19 protein-coding genes, 1 tRNA gene and 1 pseudogene are annotated in these 21574 nt (G+C 40.4%); 13 read left to right on the forward strand and 8 right to left on the reverse strand.

The window, feature by feature from the left end:
* Window positions 1–109: 109 nt before the first annotated feature.
* Complete coding sequence (locus H8S52_RS07315) at window positions 110–559, forward strand: cupin domain-containing protein (protein ID WP_186909549.1); 450 nt, start codon at window positions 110–112, stop codon at window positions 557–559.
* Window positions 560–757: 198 nt separating this feature from the next.
* Here H8S52_RS07315 and H8S52_RS07320 read toward each other — a convergent pair whose 3' ends face one another.
* On the reverse strand, window positions 758–1567 hold the full coding sequence (locus tag H8S52_RS07320) for a Fic family protein (protein WP_118939997.1): 810 nt from the start codon (window positions 1565–1567) through the stop codon (window positions 758–760).
* A gap of 446 nt (window positions 1568–2013) precedes the next feature.
* Here H8S52_RS07320 and H8S52_RS07325 point away from each other — a divergent pair, with 446 nt between their 5' ends.
* On the forward strand, window positions 2014–3237 hold the full coding sequence (locus H8S52_RS07325) for a site-specific integrase (RefSeq protein WP_186909550.1): 1224 nt from the start codon (window positions 2014–2016) through the stop codon (window positions 3235–3237).
* Between the two features lie 25 nt (window positions 3238–3262).
* On the forward strand, window positions 3263–4381 hold the full coding sequence (locus H8S52_RS07330; protein WP_117984901.1) for a YhcG family protein: 1119 nt from the start codon (window positions 3263–3265) through the stop codon (window positions 4379–4381).
* Window positions 4382–4595: 214 nt separating this feature from the next.
* Here H8S52_RS07330 and H8S52_RS07335 read toward each other — a convergent pair whose 3' ends face one another.
* On the reverse strand, window positions 4596–5042 hold the full coding sequence (locus H8S52_RS07335) for a MarR family winged helix-turn-helix transcriptional regulator (RefSeq protein WP_117984898.1): 447 nt from the start codon (window positions 5040–5042) through the stop codon (window positions 4596–4598).
* Between the two features lie 99 nt (window positions 5043–5141).
* On the opposite strand from H8S52_RS07335, the gene H8S52_RS07340 reads away from it, so the two are divergent.
* Complete coding sequence (locus tag H8S52_RS07340) at window positions 5142–5858, forward strand: DUF169 domain-containing protein (RefSeq protein ID WP_034542334.1); 717 nt, start codon at window positions 5142–5144, stop codon at window positions 5856–5858.
* A 155-nt stretch (window positions 5859–6013) separates the two neighbouring features.
* Here the strand turns inward: H8S52_RS07340 and H8S52_RS07350 are convergent.
* Window positions 6014–6274 (reverse strand): annotated as a pseudogene (locus H8S52_RS07350) (hypothetical protein); the annotation flags it as partial.
* Between the two features lie 336 nt (window positions 6275–6610).
* Between H8S52_RS07350 and H8S52_RS07355 the strand changes: the two are divergent.
* The 6 genes from H8S52_RS07355 (at window position 6611) to H8S52_RS07380 (ending at window position 13376) form a co-directional block, all read left to right on the forward strand.
* The gene (locus H8S52_RS07355) at window positions 6611–7945 is read left to right on the forward strand and encodes a site-specific integrase (RefSeq protein WP_117682176.1); all 1335 of its coding nucleotides are present in this window, start codon (window positions 6611–6613) and stop codon (window positions 7943–7945) included.
* Window positions 7946–7952: 7 nt separating this feature from the next.
* Entirely contained in the window at window positions 7953–8894 is a 942-nt protein-coding gene (locus tag H8S52_RS07360; protein WP_165859001.1) for a DUF6043 family protein, read from the forward strand.
* Window positions 8895–9063: 169 nt separating this feature from the next.
* Window positions 9064–9378: an AlpA family transcriptional regulator gene (locus tag H8S52_RS07365; protein WP_004291341.1), complete on the forward strand. Its 315-nt coding sequence runs from the start codon at window positions 9064–9066 to the stop codon at window positions 9376–9378.
* 4 nt (window positions 9379–9382) lie between these two features.
* On the forward strand, window positions 9383–10573 hold the full coding sequence (locus H8S52_RS07370; RefSeq protein WP_004291344.1) for a primase-helicase family protein: 1191 nt from the start codon (window positions 9383–9385) through the stop codon (window positions 10571–10573).
* Window positions 10574–10805: 232 nt separating this feature from the next.
* Entirely contained in the window at window positions 10806–11762 is a 957-nt protein-coding gene (locus H8S52_RS07375) for a toprim domain-containing protein (RefSeq protein WP_117682177.1), read from the forward strand.
* A 210-nt stretch (window positions 11763–11972) separates the two neighbouring features.
* On the forward strand, window positions 11973–13376 hold the full coding sequence (locus H8S52_RS07380; protein ID WP_117682178.1) for a mobilization protein: 1404 nt from the start codon (window positions 11973–11975) through the stop codon (window positions 13374–13376).
* A 320-nt stretch (window positions 13377–13696) separates the two neighbouring features.
* Here the strand turns inward: H8S52_RS07380 and H8S52_RS19945 are convergent, their stop codons facing one another.
* On the reverse strand, window positions 13697–14533 hold the full coding sequence (locus H8S52_RS19945) for a hypothetical protein (protein WP_233519591.1): 837 nt from the start codon (window positions 14531–14533) through the stop codon (window positions 13697–13699).
* A gap of 187 nt (window positions 14534–14720) precedes the next feature.
* Here H8S52_RS19945 and H8S52_RS07390 point away from each other — a divergent pair, with 187 nt between their 5' ends.
* Entirely contained in the window at window positions 14721–15383 is a 663-nt protein-coding gene (locus H8S52_RS07390) for an Abi family protein (RefSeq protein ID WP_117682179.1), read from the forward strand.
* Window positions 15384–15495: 112 nt separating this feature from the next.
* Here H8S52_RS07390 and H8S52_RS07395 read toward each other — a convergent pair.
* A tRNA-Leu gene (locus tag H8S52_RS07395) sits at window positions 15496–15579 on the reverse strand.
* A 156-nt stretch (window positions 15580–15735) separates the two neighbouring features.
* Between H8S52_RS07395 and H8S52_RS07400 the strand changes: the two genes are divergently transcribed.
* On the forward strand, window positions 15736–16821 hold the full coding sequence (locus H8S52_RS07400; protein WP_016660816.1) for a mannose-1-phosphate guanylyltransferase: 1086 nt from the start codon (window positions 15736–15738) through the stop codon (window positions 16819–16821).
* A gap of 91 nt (window positions 16822–16912) precedes the next feature.
* Here H8S52_RS07400 and H8S52_RS07405 read toward each other — a convergent pair whose 3' ends face one another.
* From H8S52_RS07405 to H8S52_RS07415, 3 genes are all read right to left on the reverse strand, one after another.
* A complete protein-coding gene (locus H8S52_RS07405) occupies window positions 16913–17305 on the reverse strand; it encodes an HIT family protein (protein WP_117908083.1) in 393 nt (130 codons plus the stop codon).
* Window positions 17306–17356: 51 nt separating this feature from the next.
* Window positions 17357–17821 carry a transcription elongation factor GreA gene (greA, locus tag H8S52_RS07410; RefSeq protein ID WP_005655299.1) on the reverse strand — a complete coding sequence of 155 codons (465 nt, stop codon included), beginning with the start codon at window positions 17819–17821 and terminating at the stop codon, window positions 17357–17359.
* Between the two features lie 191 nt (window positions 17822–18012).
* The gene (locus H8S52_RS07415) at window positions 18013–19164 is read right to left on the reverse strand and encodes a DUF4369 domain-containing protein (RefSeq protein ID WP_016660820.1); all 1152 of its coding nucleotides are present in this window, start codon (window positions 19162–19164) and stop codon (window positions 18013–18015) included.
* Between the two features lie 200 nt (window positions 19165–19364).
* On the opposite strand from H8S52_RS07415, the gene pnp reads away from it, so the two are divergent.
* Window positions 19365–21515 (forward strand): polyribonucleotide nucleotidyltransferase, encoded by a 2151-nt coding sequence (gene pnp / locus H8S52_RS07420; RefSeq protein ID WP_005655301.1) that lies wholly within the window; start codon window positions 19365–19367, stop codon window positions 21513–21515.
* Window positions 21516–21574: the final 59 nt, after the last annotated feature.

The following is a 21574-nucleotide window of genomic DNA, read 5'->3' on the forward strand; positions in this document are numbered from 1 at the left end:
TGATTCATATATTTACAGTATCAAAAAGAAAGTAATCATCCAATGCAAAGTTAGTTAATTTACGATACGTAATCAATAGAAGTAAGTATAAACATCAAAATTAAAAGCTATGAAACAGATTGAAAAAACAGCATCAGCGGCAAACTTCACTGCTATCAACTTGGGCAAGTTAAATGAATTAGGAGATTACCTGTTGGAACTTGCTCCTGAAATAAAAATTCCGGGAAAAGTATTTGGCGGGGCTGCACTTCAAGCCACAGGAAGCGAATTTTCATTCCAGTTATTCCAACCGGGAACAGAAACCGATTTTCTTCACACTCACAAAACACATGAAGAACTTTATTTCTTCCTTAGTGGAAACGGAGAATTTCAAGTAGACGGCCAAGTATTCCCTGTTTCGGAAGGAAGTGTGGTACGTGTAGCCCCTAAAGGTAAAAGGTCTGTCCGGAACAACGGCATAATCCCCCTTATTATGCATTGCATTCAATATAAGGCTGCAACATTCACACAAGAAGATACAACAGACGGAACTATATTAAACGAAATGGTAAGATGGTAACATTATGAAACAGGACTTGAAGAGGAATACTGAATCTGCTTAAAGAACAAGGATATACGATAGAGCCTGTTGAATAGAGAACTAAACCATACAAACGTTAATATCCAGATAAATTATTCTGAGAAATATTGTTGTTTCTCAGAATAATTTATCTGTAAAAATTTACCGAAGCTAATATAAAGGCAAGCCCTCATACCTCTAAAACATAAAACCAACCCCTTTCTTCTGCGAAGCTTTAAAACTTTCAATCTCCAAAGAAAGTGATTTCTTCAACTGTCCTGCCATAAAGTCCAAGAAAGGCTGGTTGGTTTCTTCATCCTGACACTGGCGCAGGGAAAGAATATATTCTTCTCTATCTTCTTTAAATATTTTGGTTGGGAAAAGGTGATAGCAAAATTGGAGGTAGTTCATCAGCAAGCGAGCTGTTCTGCCGTTGCCATCCACCCACGGATGTATGGTTACTAAATTAAGGTGGGCATTAAAACTCAATTCATATTGTTCCCGAAATATTCCCACTTTCTTTTGTTTCTCTTTAAGAATCGCACAAAGTTCATCCACCTTAGCAGGAACTTTCAAATAGTTCATATAAGAATATCCGCCAACGCCAGCCGTAACACCACATAGACGGAACTCTCCTTTAGAAGAATCAAAAGAACCGCCCATCACACTGTGAACGCTGCCAGTAGTACGCATCAGCATTGCATTCAACCTTTTCAGAAAAGCAGGAGTTATCGGTGCAAGGCTCTCTGATTCTGCTTTGGCAAGTTCATACGCTTGCTTCAAATCTTCATTCATCAGATGATGCACAAGCGGTTTCCCTTTCGCTGTTACTCCCTCGTCAAAGAGAAGCTGCGTATCAAGCTCGGTCAACGTTGAGCCTTCTATGGCTGTGGAATGGGTAATGAGAGAATAAAGGTAGTACTTATCATAGTCCACCGATTCACTGATACCAAGTTTTTGAAACTTCTGATACAACTGTTCTATCTCTTGCCAAACACCTTGTTCCATTACTTTTATTTAATAGGCTTTATTTCTTTTCAAAGGTAACTTATTTACTACGTTCAACCAAAGATAATAATGACTTACTGCTATATTTTTTGAAACCCAAAACGAAAATGTTTCAGCTATGTCTCAGTAGAAAAAAGGAAAAACCCTTGCAAACTTTTGATTTGCAATGGTTTATCTTTCTCTTTTCGTACCCAGACCCGGTACAAGCCATAGAAATCATAAGAAAACAAAAGAATTTATTTTCCTTATTATCAGCTATTTGCATATTTCCTATTTTCTCCATTTTTGCCCTATTTTGCCCGTTTTCTGTTATTCAGTACACTTTTAGTACACTTTGAAATCTCATTTTCTTTTGTACCTTTGCAATATCGGAAAACAAAAGAAAATCAACTATTTAGTGTAATTACCCGGTTACGGTACCTAAATCGGGATAAAACCTCTAAACAATGGCAAAGTTAGAAAATAAAACGAAAGAGAACCCCAAGTTGGAGCAAAATAAGCTCTCGGACGGTAGAATAAGCCTTTACTTAGAGTATTATTTAGGTAGAGAGGAAAAGCCCGTATTGGATGAAAACGGTAATCAGGTGTATTACGATAGTGGGAAAATGCAAGGCAAGCCCAAGTTTGCAGTAAAGCATAACAGGCGAAAAGAAAACCTTAGCCTGTATCTGATAGACAAACCCCGTACTCCTGCGGAACGACAACAGAACAAGGAAACTTTGGAACTCGCCATGCGCATACGTGCAGAGCGTGAACAGGAATTTAAAGAAAGCATGTTGGGTTACCGCTTAAAGAAAGACAGGGCTGTTAATTTCTTGGACTACTTTCAAGCCTATATCAACAGCTATACCAAGAAAGATATTCGCATGGTGCAAATTGCGCTTAGCCGCTTCAAAGACTTCTTGAAAGAGAAATACCCCATGAATGAATGTAGCATTAAACCGGAACTCATCACCAAAGAAATGATGGAACTGTTTGTAGCTTATCTGCAATCCCGAAGCGTTGGCGAAGGTGCTAAAAGCATATACCAGCGTTTCAAGAAAGTCATTCGCTATGCGATAGAGCATGATGTAATGCTGAAAGACCCTTGTAAAGATGTTACCTGCAAAGTAGATAGTCAGATGCTTCGGAAAGATGTGCTTTCGCCCGAAGAAATACAAAAGCTGATGGCGTGTCATTATGACAACGAAAACCCCACAATCAGACGAGCGTTTATCTTTTGTCTGTATTGCGGTCTGTGCTTCTGTGATGTAAAAGACCTTACCTATAGGAATGTGGATTACGCAAATCGGTTATTGAAGTTTGAACAAAGTAAAACAAAGGGACATTCTGCCAGCAGTGGTGTGGTTATTCCTTTAAATGACGGTCTATTGTCTATCATTGGTGAAGCTCCAGCAGATAAAAACTGTTTGATATTCGATTTGCCTACATACGAAAGCTGCTGCAAATCGGTCAAGCGTTGGGTAAAGAGAGCCGGAATAGACAAACATATAAGCTGGCATTGCGCCCGCCATTCTTTTGCCGTGAATATTCTGAACAATGGGGCAAATATCAAGACCGTAGCCAGCCTTTTAGGACATAGCGGATTGAAGCATACAGAGAAGTACACCCGTGCGGTAGATAAATTGAAAGAGGAAGCAATAAACAGCTTACCTGAACTAAAGTTTTAACCACAAAAGACTTATCTTTGTAACTATGGACTTTGAAGCATTAGTAAAACATATCAGTACGATACAGAACACGTTGCAGGCACAAGCCGCACACGCTGTAAACCTTGCACTTACTTCCCGTAACTGGCTTATGGGGTGCTATATCGTAGAGTTTGAGCAGAACGGAGAAGACCGTGCCGCATACGGTGAACAACTGTTGAAAAAGCTGGAACAACGGCTGAAAACAAAAGGTCTGAATGAACGTAGATTCCGTGAATTTAGGCGGCTGTACCTTGTTTATCCACAACTGAAAGAACAAGTATTACACTACATCATGGCAGGAAATGAAATTCGGCACACGCTGTCCGCCGAATTCACGGAACCAATTCGGCACTCAGTGTGTGCCGAATTACAAACATCAGAAATACAATATAATAAGTGGAGTATTCCTGCTGAAAGGTTGTTCAATAAATTACCTTATTCTCACTTAAAGTTCATCTCCAAAATCGAAAATCCGACAAAGCGTGCTTTCTATGAAATGGAAGCAATACGTGGCTGTTGGTCTGCAAGAGAACTGGAACGGCAAATATCATCTTTGTATTATGAACGTAGCGGACTCTCCAAAAACAAAGAAGCCCTCTCCGCTTTAGTCCAGCAACAAGCAACCCTATTACAACCTAAAGATGTTATCAACACCCCTGTTACTTTAGAGTTCTTAGGATTGAATGAACGAGCCTTAGTAACAGAAAACGACTTAGAGCAATCCATTCTTGACAACCTACAACACTTCCTGCTGGAAATGGGGCATGGATTCTGCTTTGAAGCCCGACAAAAACGTATTTTGATAGACGAAGATTATTTCTTTGCCGACCTTGTGTTCTATCACCGCATCTTGAAGTGCCACGTTATTGTGGAATTGAAGATAGACAAGTTCCGCCATGAGTATGCTTCACAACTCAATATGTATCTAAACTATTTCAAGGCGGAAGTGATGCAGCCGGATGATAATCCGCCTATCGGAATTCTGCTTTGCACAGAAAAGGGAGATACATTGGTTAAGTATGCCACTGCCGGATTAGACCCGAATATCTTCGTACAGAAGTACATGATAGAACTTCCAAGCGAGGAAGAAATAAAGGAGTTCATTGCTTCCTCAAATTACTAACCTATCATAAAAGTAATGCTGGCGAAAAGAAGAAAACTATTTTTTTTCGCCAGCCACATATAATTTGCTCTCAACAAGAATAAGTTTAGTCCGTTTTGGATGTATAGACAAAAGGATAAACTAAACTACATACTGCACAACAAGTCTAATTACAATTTTCCTCAAATTTTAATTGATTAATCAATCAAATTTTCCGTCAATTGACACGATAATTTTACTTGGTTGAGTTCAGATAATTGATGCAGTTCTTTTCAATCTTGTCCAAGATATGAAGAAATGTATCTTGTTCTTCTTGTGATATACCTTTTAATGAGATGTTTAGAGATAGCATTTGACATTTATTTATATGCGGCATAATTGTTTTGACCTTATCGGTGCAGTATAAAAGAACACTCCGTCCATCTTTATGATTTTTCCGCTTGATAATATATCCGTTTTTGGATAATTTTTCAACTATTCTCGTAACATTGGCAAAGTCTTTTTGCGACTGTGTGACTAAACCACCAATAGTCTGACCATCGTTTTCCCATAAATAGACTAAGATAACCCACTGTTCCGGTGTTATGTCCAGCCCCTCTTCTGATATGATTTGATATATTTGACGTTTGATTATACCCGAAAGTTTGGCTATTTTATGATTTACCATTTTATCTATATCCATATTATTTAGTTTGTTAAAAGCTGAAAAACATATTTGTCATAGCAAATAAATAACTATATTTGTCATGACAAATATAGAAATAATGTAATGAGTAACCAAATGGAAGTAAGTGTTTTTATAGAAAATATCCAAAAGGCTTTCGGAGAAAAGGTACAATTACCCTTTGCTTTTTGGTATTCTGATAAACAGATTAATGATGATTTGAAAAAAATCAACGGTTGTTTTTTTAAGGAGTTTGAAAAGTTGATTGGTGGTGAACCAATCTCTTTGAGTGCCGATAGAATCGGGTGTATGGGTGGTAAATTCTATACTGGTTTTTCGACCATGAATGAAAAGATGCCTATGTTTGTTTCAAGCAAAGAAAAATATAAGAAATCTTCAGAATTGGTTCTTGATTTCGTAGAAAAGGCAAATGTGCAGATGACGACAAGGCAGTATTTGAATATTTCACCCATTACTGAACTTGAAAACTTTAATAATGTAGTGGGGATTTTCTTTTTGGCTACCCCTGATATGCTTTCAGGACTTGCTTCATGGACATTTTACGATAACAATTCGGATGATGCAATTACTGCAAAATTTGGTTCGGGATGTTCTTCTATTTTTTCAGAAGCAGCATTGGAAAACAGCAAAAATGGGAAACGTACATTTATTGGACTGTTTGACCCCTCCGTGCGTCGCTATATCCATGAGAATATATTAAGTTTTACTATACCAATGTCACGCTTTCGGGAGATGTATTATACGATACAAGATAGCTGCTTGTCGAATACACCTGCATGGGGAAAAATTAGAGAACGCATTTGTCGGGAGTGAAGTGTATTACAAAGCATCCGATGTCCAAAAGTTCATTAAGAAAAGATTCAGCGTAACCACATTGCGAAAGTTTGAAACAAAGCACTGCACGAAGAAGAAATGAATTTGAAAAGCCGGGGCGATGAACATAGTTCACAACTCCGGCTTTGCTTCACTTATGGCTTACCCAACTTATCAGCTTCCTTTCTCAACTGTTCGGCTTGTTCATTAAGTAACCTTGCACGCTCCAATGCTTCCGCCTGTTTCTTGCTGCGATATTCAAAATCTATCACAGAATCGGTCAAAATTTGGATGAAATCGTTATCCCTTTGCCAATTGAATTTGGTTTCCAGCATATCAAGAACTTCTCCGTTTGCCCAACCCTGCATCAGCAAATAACGGTATTTCATATCATTGTCCTGTAACTGCTGCATCCGTGCTTAAATATAAAATCCCTCAGATTGTTACGTTGACCCAAAATCCGCTGACCCGAAAATGTGGGGAAAATTCAAGCAAAAGAAAAAGCTAAGTATTGAATTATCAAATACTTAGCTTTCTTTCTTGTACCCAGACCCGCATTTGAAATATATAAATTGGGAACAATCCTATTAAATAGAAAATCAAAGAAAAATAAAGCATTATACACTAATATTCAATATATTACAAACACACACTTAGTTAATCCTATTTAATCGGATTGAAATAAATTCGGGATGATTGGGAACAATTTGGGAACAATTTATATATTTGTACCGTTACTAAAAATCCCGATTATGAAAGCAACAGCCTTTATCCGAAAATCCGCAAGTAAAAACGACACCAATAGTGTAGCTACAATCTATTTCCGATTAAGAGATGGTAAAAAGGACATTAAAGCTGCCAGTGAGCTGACAATTAACCCAAATCACTGGAGTAGCGAGAAGCAAGGGTATAAAGACAGAGTAGCCCTTGTTCATGAAGAAAAGAAACTGGCACTGAACAACGAAGTACAGAACATCATCAACCTGATAAGTCAAGAGTACACACCGGAAGCTGACAGCGAATGGCTAAGCACACTCATAGACAAATATCATCATCCAAACAGATATAAAACAGAAGAAGAGATTGCAGCGGAAACCAAACCCACCTTGCTGGATTTGTTTGCCGAATTTCTTGTCAAGCATAAATTATCAGAAGTTCGCATCAAGAACTTTCGAGTAGTACAACGTGCGTTAGCACGTTATGAACTATATGTAAAGGCAACGAAGAGAGGACAAAAGGGCTTTATCCTTGACGTGGATTTGGTAACACCTGACACGCTTCGGGATATGTGGGATTTCTTTCAGAACGAATACCAGTACTATGAACTTTACCCGAGCATTTATGAAGCCATTCCCGAAAAGAGGACACCACAGCCCAGAAGCAAGAACACGCTGATAGACTGTTTTTCAAGAATACGTACATTCTTCCTGTGGTGCTTCGATAACAAGCGTACCACAAACAGACCTTTCGACAAATTCCCGATAGAAGAATGTACATACGGTACACCTTATTATATAACACTTGAAGAGAGAGATAGAATTTTCAATGCCGACCTTTCAGCTACCCCACAACTGGCAATACAGAGAGATATATTCATATTTCAGACACTGATAGGATGCAGAGTGAGCGACTTGTACCGAATGACCAAACTAAATGTGGTCAATGAAGCCATAGAGTATATTCCCAAGAAAACCAAAGAGGGGAATCCGGTTACGGTACGTGTTCCACTTAACGACAAAGCGAAAGAAATCCTTGAACGCTACAAAGAATATGAGGGGAAACTGTTGCCATTCATATCCGAACAAAAGTACAATGACGCCATAAAAAAGATATTCAAGTTGGCTGGAGTTGACCGCATCGTAACAATCTTAGATCCGTTGACGCACAACGAAATCAAACGACCAATTTATGAAGTGGCAAGTAGCCATCTGGCAAGACGTACATTTATCGGCAATATCTATAAAAAAGTGAAAGACCCGAACCTCGTTTCCGCACTGTCGGGACACAAGGAGGGAAGTAAAGCTTTCAGACGATACAGGGATATTGACGAAGAAATGAAGAAAGACCTTGTAAAACTATTAGATTGATACTTGTATGGGACAACAAGAATATGATAATTTCAAAAGACTGATAAAGGAATGGCTCGACAGCCATCCGGATGAATATGCCGATTTCGTAGAAGAAATGAACGACAAGAAGTTCAAAGGATTCTTCAATATTTTCAATACGGCTGTAAGGCTTGTTCCGAAATATAAAGAAGCAGCACGCAAGAGAATAGGTGATGATAGAAACCCTGATTTCGAGGAACTGGAAAATGTTCTTTTACAATCAGACCTTGCTGAGAAGATAGTAAATGAGTTTCATACCCCGAACAAGAGAAGCATTGTTCCTGCCATGCTTGCATGGCTCTATTACGGACGAAGCTATGAGTGCATGGTGGAACAGGGTGAGGAACTGACCAAAAGAAAGGATATTCCCACCTTATACAAATGGCTTGTTTCCGGCATGGTCAAATTCATTATCAGAAAAAGCATCGCCAATGGCATGAGAACCAAAGAGGATTGGCAAGTGTTCAGGAAGCAACAGAAAGCCATTGAGGAAAACTCTCTTGTGGAATGGGCAATAGAAGAAGATGAAGACATGGACGAGGAAGAAACAGATATGTTGCAGGAAGAACAGCCAAAGACCGCAGGACGCAAAGCCGACACACGCACGTTGCCAGAACTTCTGATAGAAAGGCATGACATACTGATTGAAAGAATTGGCACACGATTGAAAACCCATGCTACGGAAACAGATATAGCACGGCTGTTTATCGCACTGGTGGAATACCGCTTCATGCGGAAGTGTCCCATCAAGACTTTCAGAAATGCACTGCACGAGCAGTTCAAGGAACAAGAAATCGTCCACGAAAGAGGCATCCAGAAAGCATACAGAAATCTCACTTCTCCGTTTGGAAACAGCAAGAAACTGGTAAAAGACATTGGTGAAGACCATGAAGCCATCGAGGAATTGAAAGCCTATCTATCCAATTGAAGTTCGTTTAATTCGCTTTTCGTTTTTACGAATTTAACGAATTGAATATCATTGCTTTACGATTGATTTTCATTATATATTTGCGCCACTATCCTAATCGGGGTAGTGGCTTTTCGTTTATAATACTGCCGAAACGGGAAGTCTTACAACCGGCAGTTTCAAGAAGCCTATGACAGACATATTGGCAATTATCCAAAACGGAAACGGCAACATCAAGTTGGAAGTAACAGGAGAAGATTTGCTATTATTCTCCAACCAGTTAATCAGCCGTGCGAAGCATGAACTTTCTACCGCCATTGCGGAAGCAAGAAAGGAGAAGTATCTAACCAAAGAGGAAGTGAAAAAGATGTGTGGTGTTTGTGATACCACACTCTGGCACTGGTCTAAGAAAAACTATCTGAAGCCTGTAAAGGTTGGGAACAAGGTCAGATACCGACAATCCGACATTCAGAGAATCTTAGGTGAACACAACCCTTTAATCTAAGCCTATGAAGGAGGAAGAATATATGCGCGTAGGAACAACTTTGTACAAGGTGGTCAATCAGCCATGCGCCAATGGCGGTTATGAAAAGAAACGTGTCGTATGGAACAACAGCACATTACGGCAGGACTATGGAAAGAACTATCTTGCCACCGTCCCCAAGTATGACGGCTTTTGCACCGTTCCCAATCATCTGAACTACCAAAAGGAGATTGAGGGGTTTCTGAACCTTTACGAGCCGATAGAGCATAAACCGCAGCAGGGGGACTTCTCCCACATCCAATCCTTGATGCGGCACATCTTCGGAGAGCAATACGAGCTGGGCATGGATTATATGCAACTGCTGTATCTACAGCCGACACAGAAGTTGCCCATTGTCCTGCTCGTTTCAGAAGAACGCAACACTGGCAAAAGCACGTTCTTGAACTTCCTGAAAGCCGTGTTTGAGAACAACGTGACTTTCAACACCAACGAAGATTTCCGCAGCCAGTTCAATTCCGACTGGGCAGGAAAGCTGCTAATCGTTGTGGACGAAGTTTTGCTCAACCGCAGGGAAGACAGCGAACGGTTGAAAAACCTGAGCACCACTTTCACCTACAAGGTGGAAGCCAAAGGCAAAGACCGAACGGAGATTGCTTTCTTTGCCAAGTTCGTGCTATGTTCCAACAACGAATATCTGCCAATACTCATAGACGCAGGAGAAACACGCTACTGGGTGCGGAAGATAATGCCGTTACAGAGTGATGATACCAACTTTCTGCAAAAGCTAAAAGCGGAAATACCTGCATTTCTTTATTTCCTGACCCAAAGGGAACTATCCACGACACAGGAAAGCCGTATGTGGTTCAACCCAAGACTGACACATACCGCAGCCTTGCAGAAAATAATCCGAAGCAACCGCAACCGACTGGAAATAGAAATGACCGAGTTGTTGCTTGACATCATGTCGAACATGAACGTGGAAAGCGTATCATTCTGCCTGAACGACCTTGTAACCTTGCTACTCTATTCACAGGTCAAGGTTGAAAAGTATCAAGTGAGGAAAGTTGTGCAGGAAGTATGGAAACTTACTTCCGCACACAATTCGTTATCCTACACCGCTTATGAGTTCGCACCCCATCGTGAGTGCCACTATGAGCCGAAAAGGAAAACTGGTCGGTTTTATACGGTAACGAAAGAACAACTGACCGCTATCTAATTATTTTGATGAAATGATGAATAAGGGAAGTAATATATTGCCTTACAGATAGATATGTATTCATCAAACACTCATCAACAACGATTGCTGATGAAAAAAGAAAACATCATTTCTCTTTTGGCAAGCAATCTAATGAGAAAAAGATGAGCCGATATAACGCTGTTTAACAGTGTGTTAAATTCCCAATTCATCAAATCATCATTTTTTCATTCACCAACAAATCCGCAAGAAAATGACAATAGAAGAAGCTAAAAGCATACGAATAGCCGACTATCTATACAGCTTAGGTTATTCACCAGTAAAACAACAAGGTATCAACCTTTGGTACAAATCTCCGTTTAGGGAAGAGAGTGAAGCATCGTTCAAAGTGAATACCGAACGTGAACAATGGTATGACTTCGGTTTGGGAAAGGGCGGAAACATCATTGCACTGGCTGCACATCTGTACGCTACCGACCATATACCTTACATCTTGAAACGGATAGCAGAGCAGACACCGCACGTGCGCCCGGTATCTTTCTCTTTTGGCAAGCAAAGCTCTTCTGAGCCAAGCTTCCAACAGTTGGAGATTGTTCCGCTGTCATCTCCTGCCCTGCTTGCCTACTTACAAAGCAGAAGAATTAACATAGAACTGGCGAAAAGAGAATGTAGTGAAGCCCGTTTCACCCACAACGGCAAGCGGTACTTTGCCATCGCCTTTCTCAATGCTTCGGGTGGGTTTGAGGTTCGTAACCGCTATTTCAAGGGCTGCATCGCTCCAAAGGAAATCTCCCACATCAGACAGTCTGGGAAAGCGAGGAATACCTGTTATGTGTTCGAGGGATTTATGGACTACCTCTCCTTTCTGACATTGAGACAGGAGAGCTGCCCAAATTATCCGGAGTTGGACGGGCAGGACTACATCGTATTGAACTCCGTATCGAATGTAAACAAGGCTCTCTATCCGTTGGGCAATTACGAACGCATCCACTGCTTTTTCGACAACGACCATGCAGGCATGGAAGCCCTCCAACAAATCCGCAAGGAATACGGCAGAGACCGATACATCCGTGACGCTTCACAGACTTACAGCGGATGTAAGGACTTGAACGAATACTTACAGAAACAGGTTGAAAGAAAAAGGCAAGTCCAATCCGTCAAAGGAGTGAGCAGCCAGTCACCGAAAAAGAAAAACGGCTTTCGGTTATAGCCCACTATAACTACACGCTCCGCTTTCGTAGTTGTGGGCTCTCCCGAGGGGATTAGAGCTTTGCCCTAATAACCCACTCAGGGCGTTTCACCCCTGAGAACCCCGAGCAAAGAGTGACCCTCTCTTTGCAATCTCCGCTTATGGGTTACCCCTAAGAACCCCTCTGCGAAAGCGAGCAGAATAATCAATTGCAAACAAAGAAAAGAAGCTATGGCAACAAAATCAAGCATACATATCAAGCCTTGCAACATCGCATCGAGCGAGGCACACAACCGAAGAACTGCCGAGTATATGCGTAATATCGGGGAGTCCAGAATCTATGTCGTTCCCGAACTTTCCACCAACAACGAACAGTGGATAAATCCCGACTTCAGCACTCCCGAACTGCGAACTCATTATGACAATATCAAGCAAATGGTCAAGGAAAAGACCGGACGTGCCATGCAGGAAAAGGAAAGGGAACGCAAGGGAAAGAATGGAAAAATTATCAAGGTGGCGGGATGTTCACCCATCCGTGAAGGAGTATTGCTCATTAGACCGGATACCACACTGGCTGATGTACACAAATTCGGTGAAGAGTGTCAAAGGCGCTGGGGCATCACTCCACTACAAATTTTCCTGCACAAAGACGAAGGGCATTGGCTGAACGGTCAGCCGGAAGCGGAAGACAAAGAAAGCTTTCAAATTGAAGGCAGATGGTTCAAGCCGAACTATCATGCTCATATCGTATTCGACTGGATGAACCACGAAACTGGAAAGAGCCGAAAGCTCAATGATGAGGATATGGCAACCATGCAGACCTTGGCTTCCAATATACTTCTGATGGAACGTGGGCAGGCAAAAGCTGTCACTGGTAAGGAGCACTTGGAGCGAAACGATTTCATCATAAAAAAACAGAAAGCCGAACTGCAACGTATAGAGGAAACCAAACGACACAAGGAGCAACAGGTAAGCCTTGCCGAACAAGAACTCAAACAAGTAAAAGCAGAGATACGCACGGACAAACTCAAAAGTGCAGCTACCGATGTAGCCACTGCCATAACCAGTGGTGTAGGTTCTCTTTTCGGAAGTGGTAAATTAAAAGATTTGGAACACGCCAACGAAAGTTTACGCTATGAAATTTCCAAGCGTGACAAAAGCATTGATGACTTAAAAGTTCAGATGCAACAAATACAGGAGCAGCATGGCAGACAAATTCGTAATCTTCAAGGAATACATAATCAAGAACTTGAAGCCAAAGACAAGGAAATTTCACGATTGAGTACCATTCTCGAAAAAGCATTCTGCTGGTTCCCATTGCTCAAAGAAATGCTGAGAATGGAAAAATTATGTTATGTCATTGGCTTTACCAAGGGGATGGTTGATTCTCTTTTATACAAAAGGGAAGCAATCAGGTGCAGCGGAAAAATCTATTCCGAAGAACATAAACGAAGATTTGAAATCAAGAACGATATTTTCAAGATAGAGAAGAGTTCGGTTGATGAAAATAAATTAGTGCTAACTATAAACAGGCAGCCGATAGGTGAATGGTTCAAAGAGCAATGGGAAAAATTAAGGCATGGTTTGCGACAATCAGCAGAAGAACCAAGAAAAAATAGAGGATTCAAATTATAACCAACAATAAGCAAAAAAGTGTAATTCAATGATGAATTACACTTTAATTCCCTATATTTACAAATCATTTAAAAAGTTAAGGCACATAAATCAACCACAATGGGCAAAAAATAAAAAATATATTAATTAGTCTAAGCATTTCGATGCTATCTTCTTCTTGTTCAACTATATTAGAAATAATAACAGGAAACAGAAAATGTGCATATCCTAATTGTACAGAACGAACAAGCAGTAACTCTGCTTATTGCCCATATCATAAACCTTACTAACTAAAACAACACCTCACCTATGTTTGTATTATCATATCAAAAAAATGACACCTATTTCAAAACCCCCTCAGGTATTTGAGGAAACTGTGTTATTTCTCCATGCAACAAATAGTTTGTGCCATCTTCTTGCATTTTCATGAAGGTAACAATACTTTCTGAACGCAAACTATGAGTTTTTGCCAACTCATCCCAATCAACTCCCAAAAACTTATTGATGGCGGTATAAGTCAATGCAGAAGAACCTATTAAATTGAATTTATGTTCCTTTGCAGGCACATTTTCATCAGTCAGAATATCATTCTCATCCGTCTTATACGTTAATGTTAAATATGGCAATGTTTCATACGATAGATTTGGATCACTATTTTTTTCTACTGAAAATGAATAAGAACCCTTGGTAATAAAATCGCTATATACTTCATGCTTTATATAATTATATGTAAAGAAATAACAATCCTTAGCTTCATTATTTATCAAATACATAATCGTTCCATTAGGCAAAGACGGGTGTTTACTCTCATCTACACTATAAACCAAATAGCTGTCTGTAACCTTTACAGATATTCTTTCCGTTTCATTTGTAACATCATCCTTAACTATCAGATTTATATTTCCCTTTTCAAGTCCTGTAATACGGAGTACAGCAGTAACTCCATCATTTCCTAAAGTAATACATGATACAGAAACAATCTCTTTGTCTTCAGTAGTAACACTCAGAATACCACTACCGTTTGTAATAGGAATATCATTCCATCCCATTAACATTACCTCATAAGATTTTTTATCCAAATGAAAAGGTAAAACTTCTAGCTTTTCTTCGTTGCAACTTGTCATACCAAGCACACTTAGTATAATGACAATAAAAATAATATTATTTACTATCCTCATAAACAAACATCTAATTAACTTATAATCAAATTGTTTTAAAATCAAAAACGTATAATAGAACCCACATAAAAAAAACAATAACCCTGAAGTTTGCTTGTTCAGCAGGGACAACAGGGTCTTACGTTTGCAAATATAGCTATTAATTTCTATTTTTGCAAGAAAAGTCTTGTTTTTAAACTTATACCAAATGAAATATGACGAATGTTTGCAGGTACTATCCCCGGCAAGATTAAATAAATACGCACAAGCAAGTGGTAATGAAAAAGCCAAAACCTTGCGCCTATACCAATATAACATCAAGTTGAGCCAACGTTTTTATGGAGTTATCGGTATGTTTGAGATAATGCTACGCAATGCCATAAACGCTCACTACAAACAATATTTCAATGATGATAATTGGATAATCAACCAAGCAAGACCCAATGGATTACTTGAACAGGAAGCTTCCGAAATAGTACGCATACAGCGCACTTATACCAATATGGGAGTGTACAATAACGATAAGATGGTAGCTTCCTTTACATTTGGCTTCTGGACTTATCTGTTTACAAGACGCAATTACCGCATAGGAGGAAAAACACTTCTTCAAATATTCCCCAACAAAGCGCATGGTTTAAAGCAAACAGACATCTACAAACAACTGACTGCCATCCGTGAATTTCGTAACAGAATAGCACATCATGAACCTATCTGCTTCAACGCTACACGTGCGATAGATACAAAATATGCCAAAGAGCATTATGAGTTAATACGAACCTATATAGAATATATGGGATTTGATTCGGATTCTGTATTGCGAATGGTAGAAAAGCCCGATTCTATACTAAAAGTAATAGATGGCATGAAGTAAATGCCCCATCTTTGGTGGGATACATAAGGATGATTGGGAACAATTTGGGAACATCTCCGATAAAAAGAAAAAGCTAAGTATCGAACTATCAATCACTTAGCTTTTATCTTTGTACCCAGACCCGGGGTCGAACCGGGATGGAAGTGAATCCACTGGTGTTTGAGACCAGCGCGTCTACCGATTCCGCCATCTGGGCATGTTGATTTCTCAAATGCGGTGCAAAGATACAGCTTTTTTTGAAAACTACAATACTTTCCTTAAAAAAAGGCGAAAAAAACGAGAAAATATTCTCCAAGCATTCCACGTTTATAAAATATACAGTACTTTAGCAGAAACTTTTAAAACATTTAATATGATAACCAATAAGGATAATTTCTGTGTAATCATGGGTGGCGGTATCGGTAGCCGTTTCTGGCCTTTCAGCCGCAAAACTCTTCCGAAACAATTTCTGGATTTTTTCGGCACAGGGCGTTCATTATTGCAACAAACATTCGATCGGTTCAAGCAAGTAATCCCTACAGAAAACATACTGGTTGTAACCAATGACCTATATGCCGACTTGGTGAAAGAACAGCTTCCCGAATTAAACTCCGAACAGATTTTATTAGAACCTACACGCAGAAACACTGCCCCGTGCATTGCATGGGCTGCTTACCATATCCGCGCATTAAACCCCAATGCAAATATCGTAGTAGCTCCTTCGGATCATCTTATTCTAAAAGAAAGCGAATTTCTTTCAGCCATAGAGAAAGGGCTGGCATTCGTTGCAAAATCTGATAAGCTTCTAACTCTTGGCATTAAGCCTAACCGCCCGGAAACAGGATATGGTTATATACAGGTAGCCGAACATATAGACAGCAGCTTCTATAAAGTAAAAACCTTTACAGAGAAACCCGAATTGGAATTAGCCAAAGTCTTTGTAGAAAGCGGAGAGTTTTATTGGAATGCCGGCCTCTTCATGTGGAATGTAAACAGTATCATCAAAGCCGGTGAATTGCTTTTACCGGAATTGGCCACTAAATTGGCAGCCGGAAAAGATGTATACGGAACGCCGGAAGAAAAGAAATTCATAGATGAGAACTTTCCTGCATGCCCTAACGTATCCATCGACTTCGGTATTATGGAAAAAGCAGACAATGTATATGTATCATTGGGCGACTTCGGATGGTCTGATTTAGGGACATGGGGTTCCCTGTACGATCTTTCTCAAAAAGACGAATCGGAGAATGTCACTCTGAAATGCAGGTCTTTATTATACAATAGTAAAAACAATATTGTCGTACTTCCGCAAAACAAACTTGCTGTTATTGACGGATTGGAAGGATACCTCATTGCCGAATCCGACAATGTCCTGCTGATTTGTAAAAAAGATGAAGAGCATTCCATACGTAAGTATGTGAATGATGCTCAAATCAAACTGGGAGAGGACTATATATAAATAGTTTTTTCTACGACAGAAAAGTAAAATAAAATCGGCAGTTGCTACTTCCAACTGCCGATTTTTTTATAATGGGAGGAAATAAAATCTTTTAGAGCTCCATGGTGATAGCTTTGGCTATCGCCTTAAATTCTTCATCCGTCAATTTCAGCTTTGGATTGGAAAAAAGCATATCCTTTTCATTCTGCATAGGAATCAAATGAATATGTGCATGAGGAACTTCCAAACCTAAAACTGCTTCACCCACTTTCCTACAAGGAAAAGCCTTGCCAATAGCCAATGCCACTTTCTTTGCAAAAACATGCATCGCAGCCAAATCCTCATCACTTAAATCGAAGATATAGTCCACTTCCTGTTTAGGAATGACCAGCGTATGCCCTTTCGCCAATGGATTAATATCAAGAAATGCAAAGAACTTATCATTCTCCGCCACTTTGTAGCAAGGTATTTCACCTGCGATAATTTTGCTGAATATTGTTGCCATAATTTTACTTATATAAAATAAGGCAAGCCCGCATGCAGACCTGCCCCTCCTCTAAAATGATATGTTCACTACTTCCAGATTGATGATACCCTGCGGTACTTTAATCTCAGCAACATCACCCACTTTCTTGCCAAGCAAACCTTGTGCAATCGGAGTATTTACAGAAATCTTTCCCTCTTTCAGGTTAGCTTCACTTTCAGAAACAATGGTATAAGTCATCTTCATACCATTTTTCACATTTTTCAGTTCCACTTTATTCAATATCTGTACACTGTCGGTTTTCAATTTAGATTCATCAATAATCTTTGCATCGGCAATAACCTGTTTCAGCTTATTGATTTTCATTTCAAGAAGACCTTGAGCTTCTTTTGCAGCATCATATTCTGCATTTTCCGACAAGTCACCTTTATCGCGTGCCTCAGCGATAGCTGCCACAATCTTCGGGCGTTCTATCGTTTCCAACTGTTTCAAATCGGCCAACAACTTATTGTAGCCTTCTTCTGACATATAAGCCATAGTTTTTCCTCCTTATTATTTATAATGTTTTTTAATGGTACTATAAACAAAAAAGAATTCCAACATGGTCAGCATGCTGGAACCCTCTTCCTATTTTTTCCTTTGCAAAGATAGACTTTTAAATAATGCGTGTCAAGCAAAAAGCAGTGCTTTGTAACATATTTAAATGAAATCTTCTAATTTATAACATGTTACAGCAAGGCTTTCACCGCCGCATCCAAATCTTTAATTGTTTCGCCACGAGCACTCAACTCGCTCTTTTTATTGATTAGGAAGACAGCAGGAAGCGACTGTACATTATAAGCGGCAGCTATGCTGGAATATACCCCATTGGCGTCACGTACACATATCCACGGCAGGTTATCGGCTGTTGTTTTCCAATAGTGCTCATCAGCATCCAAAGAAACCTGATAAATCTCCAAGCCCTGACCGGCATACTTGTCGTATAAATCACGCAGCATATAATTATGTGTAGGAGAAACCGCACTCTGATAGATTGTGAAATCCAAAATAACAGCTTTCCCCTTCAAATCACTCAGTTTGTGCACATTGCCTTTCATGTCGCGCAAGTTAATATCAATGATGCCTGTTTCCGACACAGCCTCCGTAGGAAGTTCCACGACCTTCTGCTGCGGGGCACGGGTATTCTTCATTCCCTTTATTACTATATTATAAAGATTCTTCGAACGGTCAGCATGCGGATAATAATTGTTCAGGCTGGTTGCCACTGCTGCAAAGCACTTCACATCATCTTTATTATTCAACGGATCGAATATGAGATAATTATTTAATTTCTGAAATAAAGCAAAATAAGCAGCCGCCGTATTAGGAGCAGCAAAAATATAATTAATCTTCACTTCATCCTTATAGTCCTTCATCAGTGCAGCCAGACTATCCTCAAACACATCCGTACCGATTTTATGGGCTTGCATACTTTGAATCAACGCATTCACATTGGTTTGAAGCTGCATTTGCTTCAACGTAAGTTCCTTTATCTTCACACTGTTTGCCGAGCCTTCTACTGTATAAGCCGTAGAAAAATCCGTATACGGTGCATTAAACCGAACTGTTTCCGCTGAATCTATGGAAAAATTGATAACCTTATCATCTACCCGCAAACGATAAAACTCCGGTGATACAGGACATGCCTGCTTAAAAGCAAACGCACCGTCACTTTTCAACTTAACGGAATCCAAAGGAACAATACCTTCTAAAGCCGAAGCTTCCAGATAAAGCATTTTGCCGTCAGCACCGGATATTTCACCTTCCACTTTAAATTCCGGTCTGGAATTACATGCGCTTAACCCCAAAACAGCCAATGCTACAAAAAGAATCTTTTTCATATTTCGTGTATTTTTCTAAAAAGAACGTGCAAATATACTCCTTTTCACGGTTAGTCAAAGCATTTTTCCACTTCTTACACTTATAAAAGTGCAAAAAACAACTAAATACAAACTTTTTATCTCATTCCCACCGTATTACACGAATAAAATATGTATCTTTGCAAGCATTTTGAAAGAAAAATAGATATAAAACATTTTTTATGATTAACCCAATTGTTAAGACGATCGAGCTTCCTGATGGCAGAACCATCACGCTCGAAACGGGAAAGCTGGCAAAACAGGCAGACGGTTCTGTAATGCTTCGTATGGGTAACACCATGCTGTTAGCTACTGTTTGTGCCGCCAAGGACGCAGTTCCCGGAACAGATTTCATGCCGTTACAGGTAGAGTACAAAGAAAAATTCTCCGCTTTCGGACGTTTCCCCGGAGGTTTTACAAAACGCGAAGGACGTGCTTCTGATTATGAAATTCTTACCTGCCGCCTCGTTGACCGTGCTCTCCGCCCTTTATTCCCCGACAATTTCCACGCAGAGGTATATGTAAACATCATCCTCTTCTCAGCAGACGGCGTTGACATGCCGGACGCACTGGCAGGACTTGCAGCTTCTGCCGCCCTCGCTGTTTCAGATATTCCTTTCAACGGACCGATTTCCGAAGTGCGCGTAGCACGTATCAACGGCGAATTCGTTATCAATCCTACCTTTGAGCAATTGGAAAAGGCTGACATGGATCTGATGGTAGGCGCCACTTATGAAAACATCATGATGGTGGAAGGTGAAATGGATGAAGTTTCCGAAAGAGACTTGCTGGAAGCCATGAAGGCTGCTCACGAAGCAATCAAGATACAATGTAAAGCTCAGATGGAACTGGCAGAAGAAGTCGGTTCTACCGTAAAACGCGAATACTGCCACGAAGTAAACGATGAAGAACTCCGCAAGGCTGTTCACGATGCTTGCTATGACAAGGCTTATGCAATTGCAGCTTCCGGCAACAAGAATAAGCACGAGCGTATGGATGCTTTCGATGCCATCCGCGAAGAATTCAAGGCACAATTCAGCGAAGAAGAACTGGAAGAAAAAGCTCCGCTTATCGACCGCTACTACCACGATGTTGAGAAAGAGGCCATGCGTCGTTCCATCCTGGACGAAGGCAAGCGTCTCGACGGACGTAAGACTACCGAAATCCGCCCTATCTGGTGCGAAATCGGTTATCTGCCCGGCCCTCACGGCTCCGCTATCTTCACACGTGGTGAAACCCAGTCTTTGTCTACCGTTACTTTAGGTACAAAATTGGACGAAAAAATTATCGACGACGTTCTGGAACATGGAAAAGAACGTTTCTTACTGCACTACAACTTCCCGCCGTTCTCTACGGGTGAAGCCAAGGCACAACGTGGTGTAGGTCGTCGCGAAATCGGTCACGGTCACCTTGCATGGCGTGCATTGAAAGGACAAATCCCTGCCGATTATCCGTATGTAGTGCGTGTAGTATCCGATATTCTCGAATCAAACGGTTCATCTTCCATGGCTACCGTATGTGCCGGTACGCTGGCGCTGATGGATGCCGGTGTAAAAATCAAGAAGCCCGTATCCGGTATTGCAATGGGATTGATTAAGAATGCAGGCGAAGAAAAATACGCCGTATTGTCCGACATCCTCGGCGATGAGGACCACCTCGGCGATATGGACTTCAAGGTAACCGGTACAAAGGACGGTATCACTGCTACCCAGATGGATATCAAAGTAGACGGTCTGTCTTATGAAATCCTTGAAAAAGCATTGTTACAGGCTAAAGAAGGCCGCGAATACATTCTGAGTAAAATCACCGAATGTATCGCTGAACCGCATGCCGACCTGAAACCGCATGCTCCACGCATCGAAACCATGACTATTCCTAAAGAATTCATCGGTGCAGTAATCGGCCCGGGCGGAAAGATTATCCAAGGTATGCAGGAAGAAACTGGTGCAACAATCACTATCGAAGAAATAGACAATATCGGTAGAATTGAAATTGCCGGAACCAACAAGAAGTCTATCGACGATGCAATGCGTATCATCAAAGGTATCGTGGCAGTACCGGAAGTAGGTGAAGTCTACAAAGGTAAAGTACGTTCTATCATGCCTTACGGTGCATTCGTTGAATTCTTACCGGGCAAAGACGGTTTGCTCCATATTTCTGAAATCGACTGGAAGCGTCTGGAAACAGTAGAAGAAGCCGGAATCAAGGAAGGTGACGAGATTGATGTGAAGTTGCTTGATATTGATCCTAAGACCGGTAAGTTCAAACTGTCTCGCAAAGTATTGCTTCCGAAACCGGAAAGACAGGAAAGGCCGGAAAAGAAAGACAAATAATCCCTATCAATAAATAGGATATATGAGCCCGACAGTGATCTGCCGGGCTTTTTTTCACT

The organism is Bacteroides sp. NSJ-48 (assembly GCF_014287405.1).
Taxonomy (GTDB): domain Bacteria; phylum Bacteroidota; class Bacteroidia; order Bacteroidales; family Bacteroidaceae; genus Bacteroides; species Bacteroides stercoris.

What these genes read in the sequence shown, in the direction of transcription:
- H8S52_RS07315 (WP_186909549.1), top strand. Translation starts at nt 110, where the DNA reads ATGAAACAGATTGAAAAAACAGCATCAGCGGCAAACTTCACTGCTATC.
- H8S52_RS07320 (WP_118939997.1), bottom strand. Translation starts at nt 1,567, where the DNA reads ATGGAACAAGGTGTTTGGCAAGAGATAGAACAGTTGTATCAGAAGTTT.
- H8S52_RS07325 (WP_186909550.1), top strand. Translation starts at nt 2,014, where the DNA reads ATGGCAAAGTTAGAAAATAAAACGAAAGAGAACCCCAAGTTGGAGCAA.
- H8S52_RS07330 (WP_117984901.1), top strand. Translation starts at nt 3,263, where the DNA reads ATGGACTTTGAAGCATTAGTAAAACATATCAGTACGATACAGAACACG.
- H8S52_RS07335 (WP_117984898.1), bottom strand. Translation starts at nt 5,042, where the DNA reads ATGGATATAGATAAAATGGTAAATCATAAAATAGCCAAACTTTCGGGT.
- H8S52_RS07340 (WP_034542334.1), top strand. Translation starts at nt 5,142, where the DNA reads ATGGAAGTAAGTGTTTTTATAGAAAATATCCAAAAGGCTTTCGGAGAA.
- H8S52_RS07355 (WP_117682176.1), top strand. Translation starts at nt 6,611, where the DNA reads ATGAAAGCAACAGCCTTTATCCGAAAATCCGCAAGTAAAAACGACACC.
- H8S52_RS07360 (WP_165859001.1), top strand. Translation starts at nt 7,953, where the DNA reads ATGGGACAACAAGAATATGATAATTTCAAAAGACTGATAAAGGAATGG.
- H8S52_RS07365 (WP_004291341.1), top strand. Translation starts at nt 9,064, where the DNA reads ATGACAGACATATTGGCAATTATCCAAAACGGAAACGGCAACATCAAG.
- H8S52_RS07370 (WP_004291344.1), top strand. Translation starts at nt 9,383, where the DNA reads ATGAAGGAGGAAGAATATATGCGCGTAGGAACAACTTTGTACAAGGTG.
- H8S52_RS07375 (WP_117682177.1), top strand. Translation starts at nt 10,806, where the DNA reads ATGACAATAGAAGAAGCTAAAAGCATACGAATAGCCGACTATCTATAC.
- H8S52_RS07380 (WP_117682178.1), top strand. Translation starts at nt 11,973, where the DNA reads ATGGCAACAAAATCAAGCATACATATCAAGCCTTGCAACATCGCATCG.
- H8S52_RS19945 (WP_233519591.1), bottom strand. Translation starts at nt 14,533, where the DNA reads ATGAGGATAGTAAATAATATTATTTTTATTGTCATTATACTAAGTGTG.
- H8S52_RS07390 (WP_117682179.1), top strand. Translation starts at nt 14,721, where the DNA reads ATGAAATATGACGAATGTTTGCAGGTACTATCCCCGGCAAGATTAAAT.
- H8S52_RS07400 (WP_016660816.1), top strand. Translation starts at nt 15,736, where the DNA reads ATGATAACCAATAAGGATAATTTCTGTGTAATCATGGGTGGCGGTATC.
- H8S52_RS07405 (WP_117908083.1), bottom strand. Translation starts at nt 17,305, where the DNA reads ATGGCAACAATATTCAGCAAAATTATCGCAGGTGAAATACCTTGCTAC.
- greA (WP_005655299.1), bottom strand. Translation starts at nt 17,821, where the DNA reads ATGGCTTATATGTCAGAAGAAGGCTACAATAAGTTGTTGGCCGATTTG.
- H8S52_RS07415 (WP_016660820.1), bottom strand. Translation starts at nt 19,164, where the DNA reads ATGAAAAAGATTCTTTTTGTAGCATTGGCTGTTTTGGGGTTAAGCGCA.
- pnp (WP_005655301.1), top strand. Translation starts at nt 19,365, where the DNA reads ATGATTAACCCAATTGTTAAGACGATCGAGCTTCCTGATGGCAGAACC.